Raw genomic sequence first — 15030 nt, 5'->3', positions numbered from 1 at the left:
GCGATACACTTAATTGATAAGTTCGACGGTGCGTGCATAGTCTTTATACAGAACCTAATTGCACGTTTTACAAAGGATTTTTCGATTGCTTGCGTTATATCCCTCTAACAAATTAGAACACTTGAGTTTTCTTCTCACCACGCTTTTACGTCAGCAACCCTTGGGGGTATTTACGCCAGAAACTATTCTGGTTGAAAGCCCGGGTATGCAGCATTGGGTTAGTATGCAATTAGCCACCGAACATGGCGTGGCGATGAATATTGACTACCCGCTGCCTGTACGCTTTATGTGGAATACGGCACGCTCTGTACTAGGGCAGGGTAAAGTACCTAAGCAGTCTCCTTATCGTCGTGAAGTACTGACTTGGCGCATTGACAATATTCTTCAAGATGACTCACTGATGAACGGTGAAGCTTTTGAGCAAGTAAATAGATATTGGAAAAATGCTGGTAGTGAGCAAGAGCAGGGCCTTCAGCGTCTCCAGCTCGCTACTGCTTTAGCTGACGTGTACGAACAATACCTCTTATACCGCCCCGACTGGCTGTTTAAGTGGGAAGCGAATGAAAGGGCTGTATTCGATGATATGGAATTATGGCAAAGCGAAATTTGGCGTATTCTTGCCAAAGAGGAACCGTTGCATCCTGCCCGTTTGCATCAAATGACTATAGAAGCGTTAGAGGCAGGTGACATACCAAATGATCCCGTCAGTCATTTACCCAAGCGCGTTATTGTTTTTGCCATTAACACCATGGCACCGCAACTAATAGCATTTTTTGACGCCCTCGCACAGCATATTGATATTCATATATTCCACCTAAACCCCAGCGTAAATTATTGGGGGGAAGCGAAAAGTAGTAGCGAACAAGCCAAGCTATTACGCCTAGAAGGGCTTAAAAAATGGATGGAAGAAGACCAGTCCAACCCATTACTTGGCAACTTAGGTAAGCAGGGCAGAGAGCTATTTAATTTGCTTACCGAACTAGACACGTTTGAGATAAGCGCTTTTGATTCGCCAGAATTTGACGAAGAGGTTGGAAACGGTGAGATAGAGCCTACCCGCGGTCTGCTGGACTATATCCACAGAGATATTTTACAAGCCGCTCAACCTGCGCCATTCACTAGCGAACTAAAACAAAATGATGATAGCGTTACTATCATGTGCACCCATTCCGCGCTTCGCGAGGTGCAAGTGTTGCACGACCACCTGCTTCATTGGTTATCCCAAGATAAAACGCGTACCCCTTCAGATATTCTTGTGATGTGCCCGGCGATTGAAAACTATGCGCCATTTGTTGATGCCGTATTTCACAGGGTTGGTACTAAAACCTTAGCTGGCACCGGGCAAGTTAGACTCCCCTGTACCATTGCAGATAGAAGCCCTATGGACGCGGAGCCTCTTATCGCGGCGTTTATGGCGCTTTTGCAGCTACCTGATAGCCGCTTTGGCGTATCGGATATTATGGATTACCTGCAGCTGGATTCTGTACAAAAACGATTTTCAGTGTCCCAAGACGACATAGAGCAAATGGTGGTGTGGCTAAAACAAGCCCATATCCATTGGGGTCTTAATAGTACCCATAAAACCGCCGTATCAGAGGGCGTTAAACTAGATGAAACGTACAGCTGGTGGTGGGGCATTCGTAGGCTGCTGATGGGCATGTTGGCGCAAGACGCCGAAGTGGTTGTGAGTGACCTACTTACTATTCCGGACGTTGAAGGGCAAAGTGCGCTAACCCTGGGTAAACTTATTGATATAGTGGCAATGCTTGGAGAATTCGCACAAGAGTTAACCGCTCCAAGAACACCAGAGCAGTGGTCTAAAGCGTTAATCGACCTTCGCGATGCGTGCTTTATGCCTATAAAAGAGCAGCAGCAAAGCTGGGATCTTATTGCTAACGTTGCAGCCGATCTTGCAGCACGATGCGAAGAAGCAGATTACCAGCATGAATTATCCTTGCGCCAAGTCCGCGACCTTTTACTGAATCGATTCTCATCACCAGACGCAGGTAACCACTTCATGACTGGTCAGGTCACTGTATGTTCAATGTTGCCAATGCGAAGTATACCGTTTAAAAAAGTGTGTATTCTTGGCCTAAACGACAGTGAGTTCCCAAGAAAATCAAGCCCGTTAGGCCTAGACTTAATGGCAGGTGCGAACCGTAGGGTTGGTGATCGTTCAAGGCGTCTAGAAGACAGATATTTATTCCTTGAAGCCATTATTTCAACGCGGGAAAGCCTGTACTTAAGCTACCAAGGCAACGATGTTACCAATAACAGTGAGCGCCAGCCTAGCCTGGTACTGGCTGAGTTTATGGACATGCTTGAAAATAGCTACGCTCTGGCCTTGTCTAGATATCGAGTACATGCGCCGCTTCACCCCTTTAGTGAAGAGGGATTTACTGGCCAATTGCCAAGCTACGAAACCGGTTGGCTTAGACTGGCCGATGCGCTACAGCATACAAAGTCACAGTCTGATAAGACAAGTGTTGATAGCAACGGTTCTGACCAACTAGCGATGCCTGAAGAGTCATCCAATGCGCTTTCAACACAGGAACTTCGACTATCAAATAGCCAAATCGCAAGAGCCTTTAAAGACCCTCTAGAGCACTTTTCTATACAAAGGCTAGGTGTAAATTTATCACAGTCTTTTACGCTACTGGAAAACAGCGAGCCATTTGAAACTAATGCCTTGCTGCGCTACCAGGTGCTTGATGCCATCTTCTCATCACCTGAACGCAAAATGTCACAAGAACACGAATCAATGTCATACGGTGAACAGGTGATCACTTTTGCGTCGCTTAGGGGCGATATTCCCAATAACCCCGTTGCCAGAGATGAAGTTGAAACGTGGAAAGAAGGGGCGTTGGCATTAAGTCAGGCTATGGGACCTCACGATGCTGAACCTGTAAAGGCGCAGTTCCAAGGTAAATTCATCACCTTTACTACAACTGCCCTAGTTGGTAGCGACGCGTTAGTAGAGCTTTGTGCCGGTAAAATAGACGCCCACCGCGCGTTAAGCTTTTTCATCTCTCAATTGATGTTTTCATGCAGTGATGAAGCAAGAAAATACAGCAGTTATCCATTGGATATTTATTCGTGTTCATGGGAAAAGGGCGAAACTGTATTGAAAAAGCAGCGTTTCCCTTCCTATGACCGAGAAACTGCGGTGCGGTTACTCTTGTTTATAGAGCAGCTTTATATGGCTGTTTATACGGCGCCAACGCCAGTGCATTTAAGCTTGTTTGGTACCTTTATGCCCGGCACAAGAAACTCAGAGACTAAGCCAGTAGTTGAAAGCATAAAACCGGATAAGTTTAACCATATCCTGTATGCACTACTGCATAGTACAGACATTACTTGTGAAACTGACAAAGCCATTCTTGAGCAAATTCGACAAGTAATTGACGAAGTCTGCCCGTTTGCTGAGAAAGACAGCGACACTACTAGCGAAATAGTAAATGACAGAAACGAAAAAGCGAAACAGATAGTTGGTCAATCTGCCGCACTTTTTAACGCCATTGAACTACAGCGTGCGCTAACCGATTGGCAGCAAAGTAACGGTCAGTACAGTGCGGATATGGCAAGCAATCCTTACCTCAACTGGCTATTCCCGCAAGGTGTAAGCTGGAACGATGTCCCGCACTTGAGTGCCTTTGTAATTTTTTCCATGGTCAATAATGCGTCTCAGGAGGAGAAGTTATGAGCCAGAATTCTGTATCCTCTGAAAATTACAAGAACGAGCGACCCCATGCCGAGGCGCAATTACTTGACGTGGTAGCTATGCCGCTAAAAGGGCGACACCTTATCGAAGCAAGCGCAGGTACAGGCAAAACCTTTAACATTACGCGTTTGTACTTACGCTTGCTGTTAGAAAAAAAGCTTAACGTTAAAGAAATATTGGTGATGACCTTCACCAAAGCCGCTACCGAAGAGATTAAGGGGCGGATTGCAGCCACGCTAAGAGAGGCATTGCTTATTTGGCAGCAAGCCAAAGACAACGGCAACGAAATAGACGCTAGCTGCGACCCGGTTTATCAGAGCTTGTTTAATAGTTGCGATCCTGATGAGAGTTTAGCCCTATTAAAAGCAGCGCAGCTGGAGCTCGATGAGGCGTCGGTGTTCACTATCCACGGTTTTTGTCAGCACGTTATTACTCAGCTGGCGTTCAACAGTGGCTTTGCTATGTCGCTCAACTTAGGTAACGATACTAGTGACTTATATCTTCAAGCTGCCGAAGATTTCATTCGAAAAATAAGTAAAAGCGAGGACGATTTCAGGCTGTTGGCAGAGTCTGGTTGGCACACACCTGAAAACCTGCTGCGTGAATTTAACGCCAGCATAAAAAGTACTCTGACCCCATTAATGCTAACTGAGGACGACATTGAAGCTGCTTTTAACAAACAGCTGGATGACGCGCCAAACACGTCTTTGACCTATGCGAAATCTTTACTGCAAAGTGTGGAAGAAAACGAAGGGTTAATCGTAGAGCAACTTATTAAAACGCCGGCGCATAAAAAAGAAAGGCCCCAAGAATTGGCTGCGCTTAAAGCGTGGTTAAGTTCTTGCGTAAGTGAGCAGCAGTATTATCTCGCACCGCCAGAAGCAGAGGCTTTTGTTAAGGGGAATCGATATGCTCGGAATTCTTCAGGCGTAAAGGAAATTTTAACGCCAATTAAGGAATTTGCTGGCGCGCTTAAAAAAGCCTTTGTCGAGAAAGATAAAGCACTCGGTAAAGTACCTGTTTTCAAGTTGGTTATCGAAGCTATTGCCTTTATTAAAGAGCGAGTTGAAAAGCAGAAAAAGCAGCTGGGTGTTATCGACTTTGATGACCTTATTCGCATGTTAGCTGATGAGGTTATAAAACCAAACAATACCCTTGTGCCAGAACTTCGCAAGAAGTTTCCAGTCGCGCTCATCGATGAGTTTCAAGACACCGATGCTAAGCAATACGCTATTCTAGATTCGGTATATCCAAATTTAGCCGAAGCTGATGAAAGTGCGCTTCTAATGATAGGGGACCCGAAACAGGCTATTTATCGCTTTCGTGGAGGCGATATTTTTACCTATTTAAAAGCGGGTAGACAGGCTGATTACCGCTGGGTGATGAACACCAACTGGCGTTCAGTGGAAGGTATGGTAAGGGCCTACAATCGACTATTCTATGGTGCGCCAGTGGCATCAGGCGCGCCCACTGATGTATTTGGCTTTGGCATTAACTACAACCCTGTTGAATTTACTCCTAAAGCCGCTGCGGCTAAGACCCCCTTGGTAGACCCTGCTGAAGAGCATAGTGTACCGAAACGCAGTGCAATGAATTACGTGAGCATGTGTTTAGAGGAGAAAGAAAACACTAACATTATGCGGCGTAAAATGGCGCAGTGGATTGCACAAGAAATTTATCGCTTGTTGAATGAAGCGCATTTTAAAGCGGCGGACGGTCACACTACACCAGTAAAACCTCAAGATATCGCCATTCTGGTCAAAGACAGGACCGAAGCAGGCGCTATCAAAAATGTATTACAGCAAAAAGGGCTGGCCTGCGTTTATTTAAGCGATCGCAGTAATCTATTTGCCAGTGCTGAGGCGAAAGACGTGCTTAGGCTGCTTAATGGCATTTGGCATGCGAATGACACCAGTAAAGTAGCGTCCAGTTTGGCATCTCCGCTTTGGGGCTATAGCGCAAACACCCTTATCGAACTGCTTTATCACGAAGATGACGCGCAGTGGGATGCCGCTATCGATAAAGTACTGTCGCTGCGCGAGATGTGGCTGCAAAAAGGTTGTATGAGTGTACTGCTGCACTTAATGCAAGACAGTTATCAACCCCATGCCGACAGTGTAGAGCGGGCATTAACTAACTATCAGCATTTAGCGGAAGTACTGGAAAAAGCTAGCACTACACATCAGCGCCCTGAACAACTGCTGGATTGGTTGAATAAGCAAATCCACAAGCCGGAAAGTGACGAAGAGCTAACGCTTCGCCTTGAGAGTGATAGTCAGCTTATTCGTCTTATTACTCAGCATGGCTCAAAAGGCCTTGAGTATCCAATAGTTTTTGTACCCTATGCCACGGGTTATAAAGACGCGTCGAAAAATGGAAAGGCGACATCGCAAATCTTTACCTATTACGACGAAGAGAAGCAAGACTTGCAGATGCAGTTGGGGCAAACGCCACAAGCGATAGCTCGGGTTCAACGCGAAAGCGAAGCGGAAGATATGCGCTTGGCCTATGTGGCAGTAACCCGTGCAGCGCACCGCTGTTATATGGGGGTTGTACCTCTTGCCAACAATGAAAAAAGCGCACTGGCACGAGCCTTAGGCGTAAGTGGGGATAGCGGCAACAACGATTGGCCAAGTGTGTTAAGCAGGGTTTCCGCAGAAGATGCGTCACATGCAAGCCACATCGATGGCGACGATTTCGAAGAAGTGTATTCAGGCTTTGAGCAAGAAGACGAGCTGCCACAGCTTAGCGCATTACAATTTACCGGCACAGCGAGTGAAGAATGGCGGCTGTATTCATTTTCAGCGCTTAGCCGTTTAACTACGGTGAGTACGAGCGTAAACACAACACCAGTAGAAGCTTCAGGTCAAGTACTTCCAAGTGTGCCCGTACTTCAAACCATTCGTGACGAAGAGGTGTACGCGGCGGATTCACTTGTGGGGGGAGAAGAGCTGTTAGGCTCAAGCAATGTAGATCCTTCTTTAAGCACTATAACTACAATCAGTAAAAGTGACTTGCGTTTTACGTTGGAAAAAGGTGCAAGCGCAGGTAACTTGCTTCACGATATTCTTGAGAACAGTGATTTTAGTGCGCCCGAATGGGAAGAAGCTGGCAAAGAACTCGTTAAGCGCTTTGGCCTAGATGAAAAGCGCACGCCACTACTTTACGAGTGGCTTGAAGAAACGTTACAGACGCCCTTGTATCCTAAAATGCAACTAAGCATGAGTGATTTACCGTTAGCACAAACCCTGCGCGAAGCAGAGTTCTACTTTCCCATGAACGATACGCAATGGGCTCAGCTTCGCGATGTTCTTGCTCGCCACCGCCAAGTGGTAGCTGACGCCATTGGCGGTAAGGCCGAGGCCGCTCCTCAGCTAATTACTACGAAATTACAGGGAATGATGCACGGTTTCATCGACTTGATTTTTGAACATGATGGTCAGTTTTTTGTGGCGGATTACAAATCAACCTGGCTGGGAGATACGTTAGATAGTTATATGCCCGCTGCGCTGTTTCACAACAACCAGCATCACCTTTACGATCTTCAATACTTAATTTACTGCTTGGCCTTACATCGCTATTTAAAAAATACTTTGCCCGATTACGACCCTGATGTTCATTTCGGCGGTGTGTATTACCTTTACTTACGCGGCATGCACCCAGAGAACGAACGGGGTGAAGGGGTGTTTTATACCGATATTCCTTCGTCTTTGCTCACGCAAATAGATTCAATATTTGAAAGTGGTGCCAATAGTCAGCAAAGCGACAATTTGAAAAGTGCGGGCACTACTCAACAGCCTTCAGAACAGCAGCAGTTTAGTTTCGATGACAAGTAGTGGCATCAAGGACAATATAGTTAGGAAAATAATGAACAACAATCAACATTCTGTATCGTCGTTTTTCGATAACTTGTTTGGCATCGAAGCTATCGACAAATTTGTCGCAAAAGAATTTGGCTTTATTGATGAACTCGCACAAGAAGAGAGGTTTATCTGGGCTGGAGTACTGGCGTATTTGTCATATATGCAGCGTAATGGGCATAGCTGTATCTATCTTAAAGAAGTAGCTGGAACAACCCTATTTAAGGAAGACGACACCGGGCAAACCGTTGGTTCGATGACCGAAGCGCAAGAACGCGAAAGTGCATCATCTATTCACAATTCCCAAGGGGGCATATATCAACAAGAGCCAGAACAAGCCCTTAAGACAGGTTTAGTACTACCTCAACTTACGCCTTTACTAAAAATTGTAAAAAGCGCTTTGGAGAACGAACAAGTTGCTCAGCTATTTGTTTATGAAAACGGCAGGCTGTATAGCCGTCGCTATTATGAGTTTGAACAAGAGGTAGCGCGAGACATAGTGAAGCGAGCGGCGCTTACGCCGTTAACAGAAGACGCAAATGAAAAAGTAAAGCAGTTGTGGCCCGCTATATTCCCTACCGAAACTACAGATAAACAAGATTGGCAGCAAATTGCTGTTGCTAAAAGCTTGATGCAGGGGTTTTGTGTCGTAAACGGTGGGCCTGGAACGGGTAAAACCTATACCGTGTTACGTCTATTACTGGCGCTACAGGCGTGTGACAAAGACCTAAATATTGTATTGGCTGCCCCCACCGGTAAAGCGCAGCAACGTATGACCGAGTCTATCGTTAACAGCATTGAAGGGCTTCGCGGCAAGGTGGAAGATGCTGCGCTTGATAACGTGCCTACTGATGCTGTAACGCTGCATAGACTGTTAGGTTTGCGGGAATACGGTGTATCGACCAAGTACAACCAGCACAACCAATTAGCCGCCGATGTGCTCATCGTCGATGAGGCAAGTATGGTCGACTTAGCGTTAATGACGCGCATTGTTCGCGCATTGCCAGACCATGCACGTCTCTATTTTATCGGTGATGCCGACCAGCTTCCAGCCGTTGAGCTTGGCAATGTGTTAGAACAGCTGGTTAGTGACACCACACGCTTTGACGTACAAGAAAATGAATCACCGAGTGGCGAAAATCGCTCACACAGTGATAACGGCCCGCTTTCATTGGGGGGCGTACCTTCGTTAATGCGCCAGCATATTGCCACGATGTGTCCTCATCTTCCTATGTTACCTGTAAATGAGCAAGCTAAAAGCTATGTGGCAACATTGCAGGCACCGCAGCGTTTCAAAGGCCAAGTAGCAAAAGTGGCGACGGCCATTCAGAAAGGGGATGCTGGTGGAGCGATCGCTGCCATCGCCGAAGGGGGCGATGGAAGTAGTAAAACCGCAAACCTAGCTGCCACCACTAAGTCACGCTTAAAAGAAGGCGTGCATCTATTGTCAGAAGGTGAAGTTGATAGTCGTGATTTACATGAATTGGCTAAAGAAAGCTTCTTTCCCATTTTTGATGCCGATAGTGCCGAAGAAGCGCTTAACCGCCTGAACTATGTCAGGTGGCTCACACCGGTTCGCAAGGGCGCAATGGGAGTAGAGGGCCTAAATAGCTTAGTGTTCGATGCCATCAAGCACAAAATTAAAAAGCGAGAAGGGCACTTCTATCAAGGTCAGCCCATAATGATTGTAAAGAATCATCATCCACAGCGGCTATCTAACGGTGAAGTAGGCGTAATCTGGCCTGATAGCACGGGTAAGCTGTATGCATGGTTTTATCAAGACGCCAAAGGTGCAGACCAACAAACCTCGTCAGGTACGGTCGAGAATGCTACTGGCGTACAAAACCAAATGCAAAAACAAGCGCTACGCAGCATATCGTTATCTAGAGTGCCGCAGTTTGAAACCGTATATGCCATGACCATTCACAAGTCCCAGGGCTCTGAATTTAACCACGTTGTACTTATACTGCCTAAGCCCGATAGTGAGAAAGCCGCCAACCTATTTCATCGGGGGCTAGTGTATACCGGCTTAACCCGAGCCAAAGATGGTTGTTTGATCATTTCAGACAATACGACATTTAGCCACATGGTTCAGCGAGTAGATAAGCGCTATTCAGGGTTGTCAGAAGCAATCAGCCTGCACTTAAAGAGCACATCAAACGCCACCGCAGAAATCGAGTAGATGAAAATGTACTCTGACTCCAAAATTGTGGGGTCAGAGTACATTTCTGCATTGTTATTTCACAGGCGTAAAAAGACACAGGCCGTGTTTGTTGATTTCGATAGGGGTCTTGCTAATTAGGTAAATGCGGGTTGGGGCGGTTACGCGCAAAATGCCGCCTTCAGCGTTTAAAAACTGTGAAGGAAAAAGCACAGAAATGTCGTCATTTTCTAGGCGGTTAGTTTCGGCTTTTATGGAGAAGTGCGACAAGCCGAAGTGATCTAGCCAACCCAATATATTATTGGGTGTCGCAACAAAATGGTCGTGCTTTAAAAAGCTGCTGTGTAATGTAATGTTCGCACCGAAAACAGGTTTGTTTTCTATCGCCATCTGCGTATTCGGCTTTATATGCAGCCGATATAGCCCATGTGACTCCGGCACAATATCATCATTTGCATCTGTATTATTCACTAGCGTTAGCATACAAAGTTTCACGAGGTAATTCTGATGACTTTATTGTGGAGGAGTTACGTTTTTCCTGCGTTGATGTGGATCAAGCGGAAGCAATGCTAGTCTAAAGCGTTTACAACTGCGCCAATATAGAGGTATGAACAAGTGATTGTTCACAAGACAGCAGACTCAATGAGGTTTTCTAAGGTATTATTAGCTTTGGCTTGTGACGACCTAGCGGTAGCTTGAGGTAATCGCGACTATGCTAACGCAGTTTAGATATCTTACATAAGGAGCAAGTGCTCATGGAATTGAATCAAGTTACACTGCCTGTTACAAATATGACTGAAGCGGTTGAGTTTTATCTTACACTTGGGTTCACCCAAATTGTTGATACACCACATTACGCAAGGTTTACTTGCCCTGAAGGCAACTCTACGTTTTCACTCTCTTTAGAAAGCGAAAGCGTACAAAATCACAGCGTGATTTACTTTGAGCATGAAGCGTTAGACGAGCTATATACATCGCTCGTAGAAAAGGGGATTCATTTTGAGCAACCGCCTACTGAACAACGCTATCTGTGGAAAGAAGCTATTTTAAAAGACCCATCTGGCAATAAAATAAAGCTTTATTGGGCGGGGGAAAACAGAGTAAACCCGCCTTGGAAAGTAGAAATTAAGCGGTAACCGTTAAAATTAAAAACCCGAGATAACCAGTGACAAAAAAACAAATAAGCGTGTACTTTCGCTTAACAAAGTTAGATGCCATGCAGGCCTATACGCTAAAAAGAGAAATTAATGGCGCTTATTTTATCAAGCGCGAAGGAAATGCTGATGATCAAGAGATTGATGTTTTTGTCGGCATGGTACCTTTAAAAGAAACGCTGTTCGACGAACTCAACGACTATGTTATACGCCAGCAAATTCAGTACGATGACTGTGATATTTTTGTAGAAGCCAAAGATGCTACTGGAGATATCGCCGTACCAAGGGTAGTAAACAAACTGTTGAAGTATATAGACTGTAAGCTTACATATGCCCTAACTAACTAGGCTTGAGTAAAGATAGTGCGAAGTGCGGTATTAAGCCTTTTCATACACTCTATTTCAGTGTGAAGCGCCAAGGTAGGCTTGTATCATCCCGTGTGGCATGCGCTTCGCTTTTATCGTCTTTTCTATCTTCGTTTTTATCTTCTCTGGCGTAATCTATGCCTATGCGGGGTGCGCTGGTAATACTTTTGGCGGCGTTAAATTCGGCGTTGCTCTCAAACCAGATAGTATTGTTGTTTACCACGGGTTCGCCATTTAGAGCTGGTGTTAACGCTAAAGCTTGCGATAGCCTCGCTGGGCCAGAGCACAAGTTACGCACGGCAACGTTTGACCCTCGTCGTTTCTGCATTATATCTAAGCCCACGGTAGGACTGATTGCTCGGATAAGCACAGAATCAGTATAGCCCACCTCGTTAGTGACAATATTGAACATGCTGTGGTAACCGTAAACCGTGTAGATGTAAGCGATGCCGCCCCTTTGTTCTAGCGTTGCCATAGATGAAGGCCGGCGCAATAAGTGCTTTTGCATGGCGAGATCCCGTTCACCGCAATAAGCTTCAGTTTCTGTGATCATTCCTCCGGTGAGTTTACCACCGACCTTACTAAAGAGAAAATTGCCAACGAGTAGCCTCGCTATATTGACCACATCACTCTCAGTGAAAAAAGAAAGCTGTATCTTTTTCAAAGTAGATTGAAAATAAGTTAAGACGATTTTTTAATTTCGCTGTGAGATTTTAAAACCTTACTGCCGTCGTCTTGTTCAATAAGATAGGCAGGGTCACTATCGCTCGCTTCACGCTTTACAGATGAACCTTTAATAGTGCGTTCAACATCGCTAGTGAATTTCTCTCTTATATTGCCTGTGGCACTGCCATTACCCCATTCCCATTCAACTTCTGTATTTACCGCGTAGTGCTTCATCATCATTCCCTGTTGCGATAGTTTTACTACTTACACAGTGTTAAACGGTGAAAATAGCTGCTTAGTTCATAAAGCAACACGGCAAAAAAGAAGAAACGTAAAGGTAAAGCCGAGTAAGGTACAGGGAACTAAGGCATGGTGACTAAGGTAAAAAGAGCTAATAAACAAAGCTTGAAACCCTAAGAAAGCGTTTCAAGCTGCTTTTGTTTGGGCACTTGTTTCTGAGTAGCAGAACTTCCAGCGGTAGCTATGACCACTAAAGCTACTGCAAGCCACTGAGTCAGTGTAAGGGTTTCATCAATAATGACAAATGCTGCTACAGCTGCAACAGCCGGCTCTACACTCATCATTATGCTAAAAGTTTGCTTGGGCATATTGCGCATTGCACTCATTTCTAAGGTGTAGGGAATAGCGGATGAAAAAATCCCTACGGCGCAGCCTATGAGGACCGCCTCTGAAGATAATAAAGCACTGCCTTGACTCGCTATACCAATGGGTACCACACAGATGGCGGCTACTAGCATACCTAAGGTAACCGTAACGCCGCCTGAACCTTCATTGCCTGTTTTATTACCAAACACAATGTAGCCGGCCCAAAAAGCTCCTGCGGTTAGCGCTAGCATTACGCCGATAGGATCTAGGCTTTCTGCTGATGCACCGAAAATATCCGGAAGCAGTAAACAAACGCCAACAACGGCCAAAATGGCCCACGCAAAATCACGTTTTTTTCTTGCGCTAAAAAAGGCCACCGCCAATGGGCCTGTGAATTCAAGCGCAACGCCTATACCTAATGGAATACGCGCAATGGCAAGGTAGAAGATGATATTCATTGCCCCCAAACAGGCGCCATAAATAATGACGTTTCGCCATCCTCTTGCACTTAAGCTTGCTTTCCAAGGTTTGAAAATTACTGTTAACACTAGGGCCGCGAAGAATGCGCGCAGGGCGCTTGTACCTTCAGGCCCCACGATAGGAAAGAGTTGTTTGGCAAATGATGCTCCCGATTGGATAGTTATCATGGCCAAAAGCACTGCGAGTATGGCAAGTAAAAAACGTCGATTCACAATGTATTGCAGTTTCAAAGAGTTAAAACAGGATTATATTTGTTTTGAAGTCGAAATGCTCGTTGATAAGCGGGAAAATTCGAAAAACTAGGTTTTATAACAGCTTAAACTACAGCTTTACCAAGGCGTTTATATCTTCTTGAAAAACAACTTATTTCACTTTCAGCGTGATAAACGAGTTGTTTATTTTCGACAAAGCAAAGTAGTGGCTTAATATACGTTTATTATGCAAGTAACATCATTGTATTACCTAAGCAAATTATCAAGGAATATTGATATGGAAATAAGACACCTTTCTGCTCCATTATACATAAGCGGTTTTTCGGTGGTAACGAATAACGAAGCTGAGTTTTCTCAAGACGGAAAAATTCCCGCACTATGGCAACGCTTTGACAACACCATACCTGTGGATTATGTGGGCGGTGAGCGCGTGTATGGGGTGTACTTTAACTATGAAAGTGATCATGCTGGCAATTTTTCAGTGTTAGCAGGCTATGATGGTGAGAAAGAGCCAGAAAATATAGAAGTCGAAAACATCACTATTCCACCGGGGAAGTATCTTGTTTTCACGAAGCAAGGAGAAATGCCGCAAATCGCTATTGATGCATGGACCGATGTTTGGAAATACTTTACCCAAGAAAACGCGAAGTATGAAAGGACGTTCACGGTAGATTTCGAGCACTATGTAAACGGCAATCACATTGATGTATATATAGCGATAAAGTAATGCTTTTTAGCGAACTTGTAATAATCGGCATGAAATTGGAAGTAGAAAACTAGTTGCTATCGCTAGCGTGCTCTATACTGGAATGTAGATTACGGCGTGAAGTCGTCGATATCCACTTAATTTCAATGATTTTAAATACACGAGGTTTGTGTCTAATTACTAAATAATCAGTTGATGTTCCTCTTTTAAGGAAAGCAATTGCATAAGCTTACCCAATTACACATAGACATCGCTCGAAATGCCACGGACGATTTCAATTTATTTCACGACCCTATGCGTTGGCAGTGCATTTCGGGTAACCCCTTTCAAGGCACCATAGCGCTAGGGTTTCAACTTGGCCTTTATGTAGAAACTCAAATTAATCAAAGTGCCCCTGCCATCGAGCAAAGACAATATTCAGTTTACGAGTTTACTTTCGTTAACCCAGCGAAAGTGGGAGACGAACTCAATCTAGTATTAAAACGCGCCCGTGTTACTCAAACGGAAAAGGGTGATCAAGAATCGCAGCGTTTAATTTTAAAAGCCTCGGGCAAAACTTGTTTAATGGGCTTTTATCGTCAGTCCGACTACCAGTCGATTACTTCTTCGTTATTGAAATATAGCAAAGACCAAGTTTCAAAAAAGGCTGACCGAACGCTGTTAGATGAAGGCGTTTTTTTAAAACGAAAGTGGATGATTGTTGGCAACGTTAAAAATTATCTATTAAGCGCTTTCGCTGACCAAGCACAGTATGTAGATGAGTTTGCGAATAAGGTCCATTTCCCCAAATTTTACCCGCTTTCTTTGATGTCATCGGCGATGTTAGAAAGGGCGCAGGCCCTTGATTACGACTTAATCAAAAACCCCATGATCTATGTTTCGCAAAACATGTGCATCGACAACCAGCAGTTAGCACAACTTAAAAGCAACGACTGTCTAAATATATTGGTTACGCCTGTTGATACAGATCCCAACCATCTTACCTGCGCAGGGTGGGTGAGTAGTGAATCTCCGCTGTTCTGTGCAGAGGTAAAGCTGATGCCGTTGTCTGATATGCTTAAAAAAACCGGCGTAAAAACGCCGGTTTTTGAGTGACGAA

11 protein-coding genes are annotated in these 15030 nt (G+C 44.9%); 7 read left to right on the top strand and 4 right to left on the bottom strand.

The annotated features are described in order from the left end of the window. Nucleotides 1–85: 85 nt before the first annotated feature. From recC to recD, 3 genes are read left to right on the top strand one after another with little or no spacing between them, the layout of a single operon-like run. Complete coding sequence (gene recC, locus ACYX4W_RS14710) at nucleotides 86–3703, top strand: exodeoxyribonuclease V subunit gamma (RefSeq protein WP_476073669.1); 3618 nt, start codon at nucleotides 86–88, stop codon at nucleotides 3701–3703. Continuing rightward, entirely contained in the window at nucleotides 3700–7557 is a 3858-nt protein-coding gene (recB, locus tag ACYX4W_RS14705; protein ID WP_476073668.1) for an exodeoxyribonuclease V subunit beta, read from the top strand. Before recC ends, recB begins: the two co-directional genes overlap by 4 nt. Before the next feature lie 31 nt (nucleotides 7558–7588). Beyond that, nucleotides 7589–9763, top strand: coding sequence for an exodeoxyribonuclease V subunit alpha (recD, locus tag ACYX4W_RS14700; RefSeq protein WP_476073667.1), 2175 nt, complete (start codon nucleotides 7589–7591; stop codon nucleotides 9761–9763). Nucleotides 9764–9817: 54 nt separating this feature from the next. Here recD and ACYX4W_RS14695 read toward each other — a convergent pair whose 3' ends face one another. Further along, nucleotides 9818–10213 (bottom strand): hypothetical protein, encoded by a 396-nt coding sequence (locus ACYX4W_RS14695; protein ID WP_474806277.1) that lies wholly within the window; start codon nucleotides 10211–10213, stop codon nucleotides 9818–9820. A 284-nt stretch (nucleotides 10214–10497) separates the two neighbouring features. Between ACYX4W_RS14695 and ACYX4W_RS14690 the strand changes: the two genes are divergently transcribed. Both ACYX4W_RS14690 and ACYX4W_RS14685 read left to right on the top strand, forming a co-directional pair. Continuing rightward, nucleotides 10498–10878, top strand: coding sequence for a VOC family protein (locus ACYX4W_RS14690; protein ID WP_476073666.1), 381 nt, complete (start codon nucleotides 10498–10500; stop codon nucleotides 10876–10878). Nucleotides 10879–10907: 29 nt separating this feature from the next. Then, the gene (locus tag ACYX4W_RS14685; protein ID WP_476073665.1) at nucleotides 10908–11243 is read left to right on the top strand and encodes a hypothetical protein; all 336 of its coding nucleotides are present in this window, start codon (nucleotides 10908–10910) and stop codon (nucleotides 11241–11243) included. A gap of 49 nt (nucleotides 11244–11292) precedes the next feature. On the opposite strand, the gene ACYX4W_RS14680 is transcribed toward ACYX4W_RS14685, so the two are convergent. The 3 genes from ACYX4W_RS14680 to ACYX4W_RS14670 form a co-directional block, all read right to left on the bottom strand. Beyond that, complete coding sequence (locus ACYX4W_RS14680; protein WP_476073664.1) at nucleotides 11293–11925, bottom strand: DNA-3-methyladenine glycosylase; 633 nt, start codon at nucleotides 11923–11925, stop codon at nucleotides 11293–11295. A 17-nt stretch (nucleotides 11926–11942) separates the two neighbouring features. Then, nucleotides 11943–12167 carry a hypervirulence associated TUDOR domain-containing protein gene (locus tag ACYX4W_RS14675; RefSeq protein WP_334059984.1) on the bottom strand — a complete coding sequence of 75 codons (225 nt, stop codon included), beginning with the start codon at nucleotides 12165–12167 and terminating at the stop codon, nucleotides 11943–11945. A 173-nt stretch (nucleotides 12168–12340) separates the two neighbouring features. Further along, nucleotides 12341–13225, bottom strand: coding sequence for an EamA family transporter (locus ACYX4W_RS14670; RefSeq protein WP_476073663.1), 885 nt, complete (start codon nucleotides 13223–13225; stop codon nucleotides 12341–12343). Between the two features lie 277 nt (nucleotides 13226–13502). On the opposite strand from ACYX4W_RS14670, the gene ACYX4W_RS14665 reads away from it, so the two are divergent. Continuing rightward, nucleotides 13503–13952 carry a GyrI-like domain-containing protein gene (locus ACYX4W_RS14665; RefSeq protein WP_474826154.1) on the top strand — a complete coding sequence of 150 codons (450 nt, stop codon included), beginning with the start codon at nucleotides 13503–13505 and terminating at the stop codon, nucleotides 13950–13952. Nucleotides 13953–14150: 198 nt separating this feature from the next. Next, nucleotides 14151–15026: a hypothetical protein gene (locus ACYX4W_RS14660; RefSeq protein WP_476073662.1), complete on the top strand. Its 876-nt coding sequence runs from the start codon at nucleotides 14151–14153 to the stop codon at nucleotides 15024–15026. The last annotated feature ends 4 nt before the right edge of the window (nucleotides 15027–15030 follow it).

This window comes from Alteromonas sp. ABH4_454 (genome assembly GCF_056311775.1).
Note: the sequence above shows the minus strand (reverse complement) of the source record. Positions and strands in the feature narration are given on the sequence as shown.

Bases quoted from the DNA above. Each gene is read 5' to 3' on its own strand.
- recB (WP_476073668.1), top strand. From the start codon at position 3,700: ATGAGCCAGAATTCTGTATCCTCTGAAAATTACAAGAACGAGCGACCC.
- ACYX4W_RS14675 (WP_334059984.1), bottom strand. From the start codon at position 12,167: ATGATGATGAAGCACTACGCGGTAAATACAGAAGTTGAATGGGAATGG.
- ACYX4W_RS14690 (WP_476073666.1), top strand. From the start codon at position 10,498: ATGGAATTGAATCAAGTTACACTGCCTGTTACAAATATGACTGAAGCG.
- recD (WP_476073667.1), top strand. From the start codon at position 7,589: ATGAACAACAATCAACATTCTGTATCGTCGTTTTTCGATAACTTGTTT.
- ACYX4W_RS14665 (WP_474826154.1), top strand. From the start codon at position 13,503: ATGGAAATAAGACACCTTTCTGCTCCATTATACATAAGCGGTTTTTCG.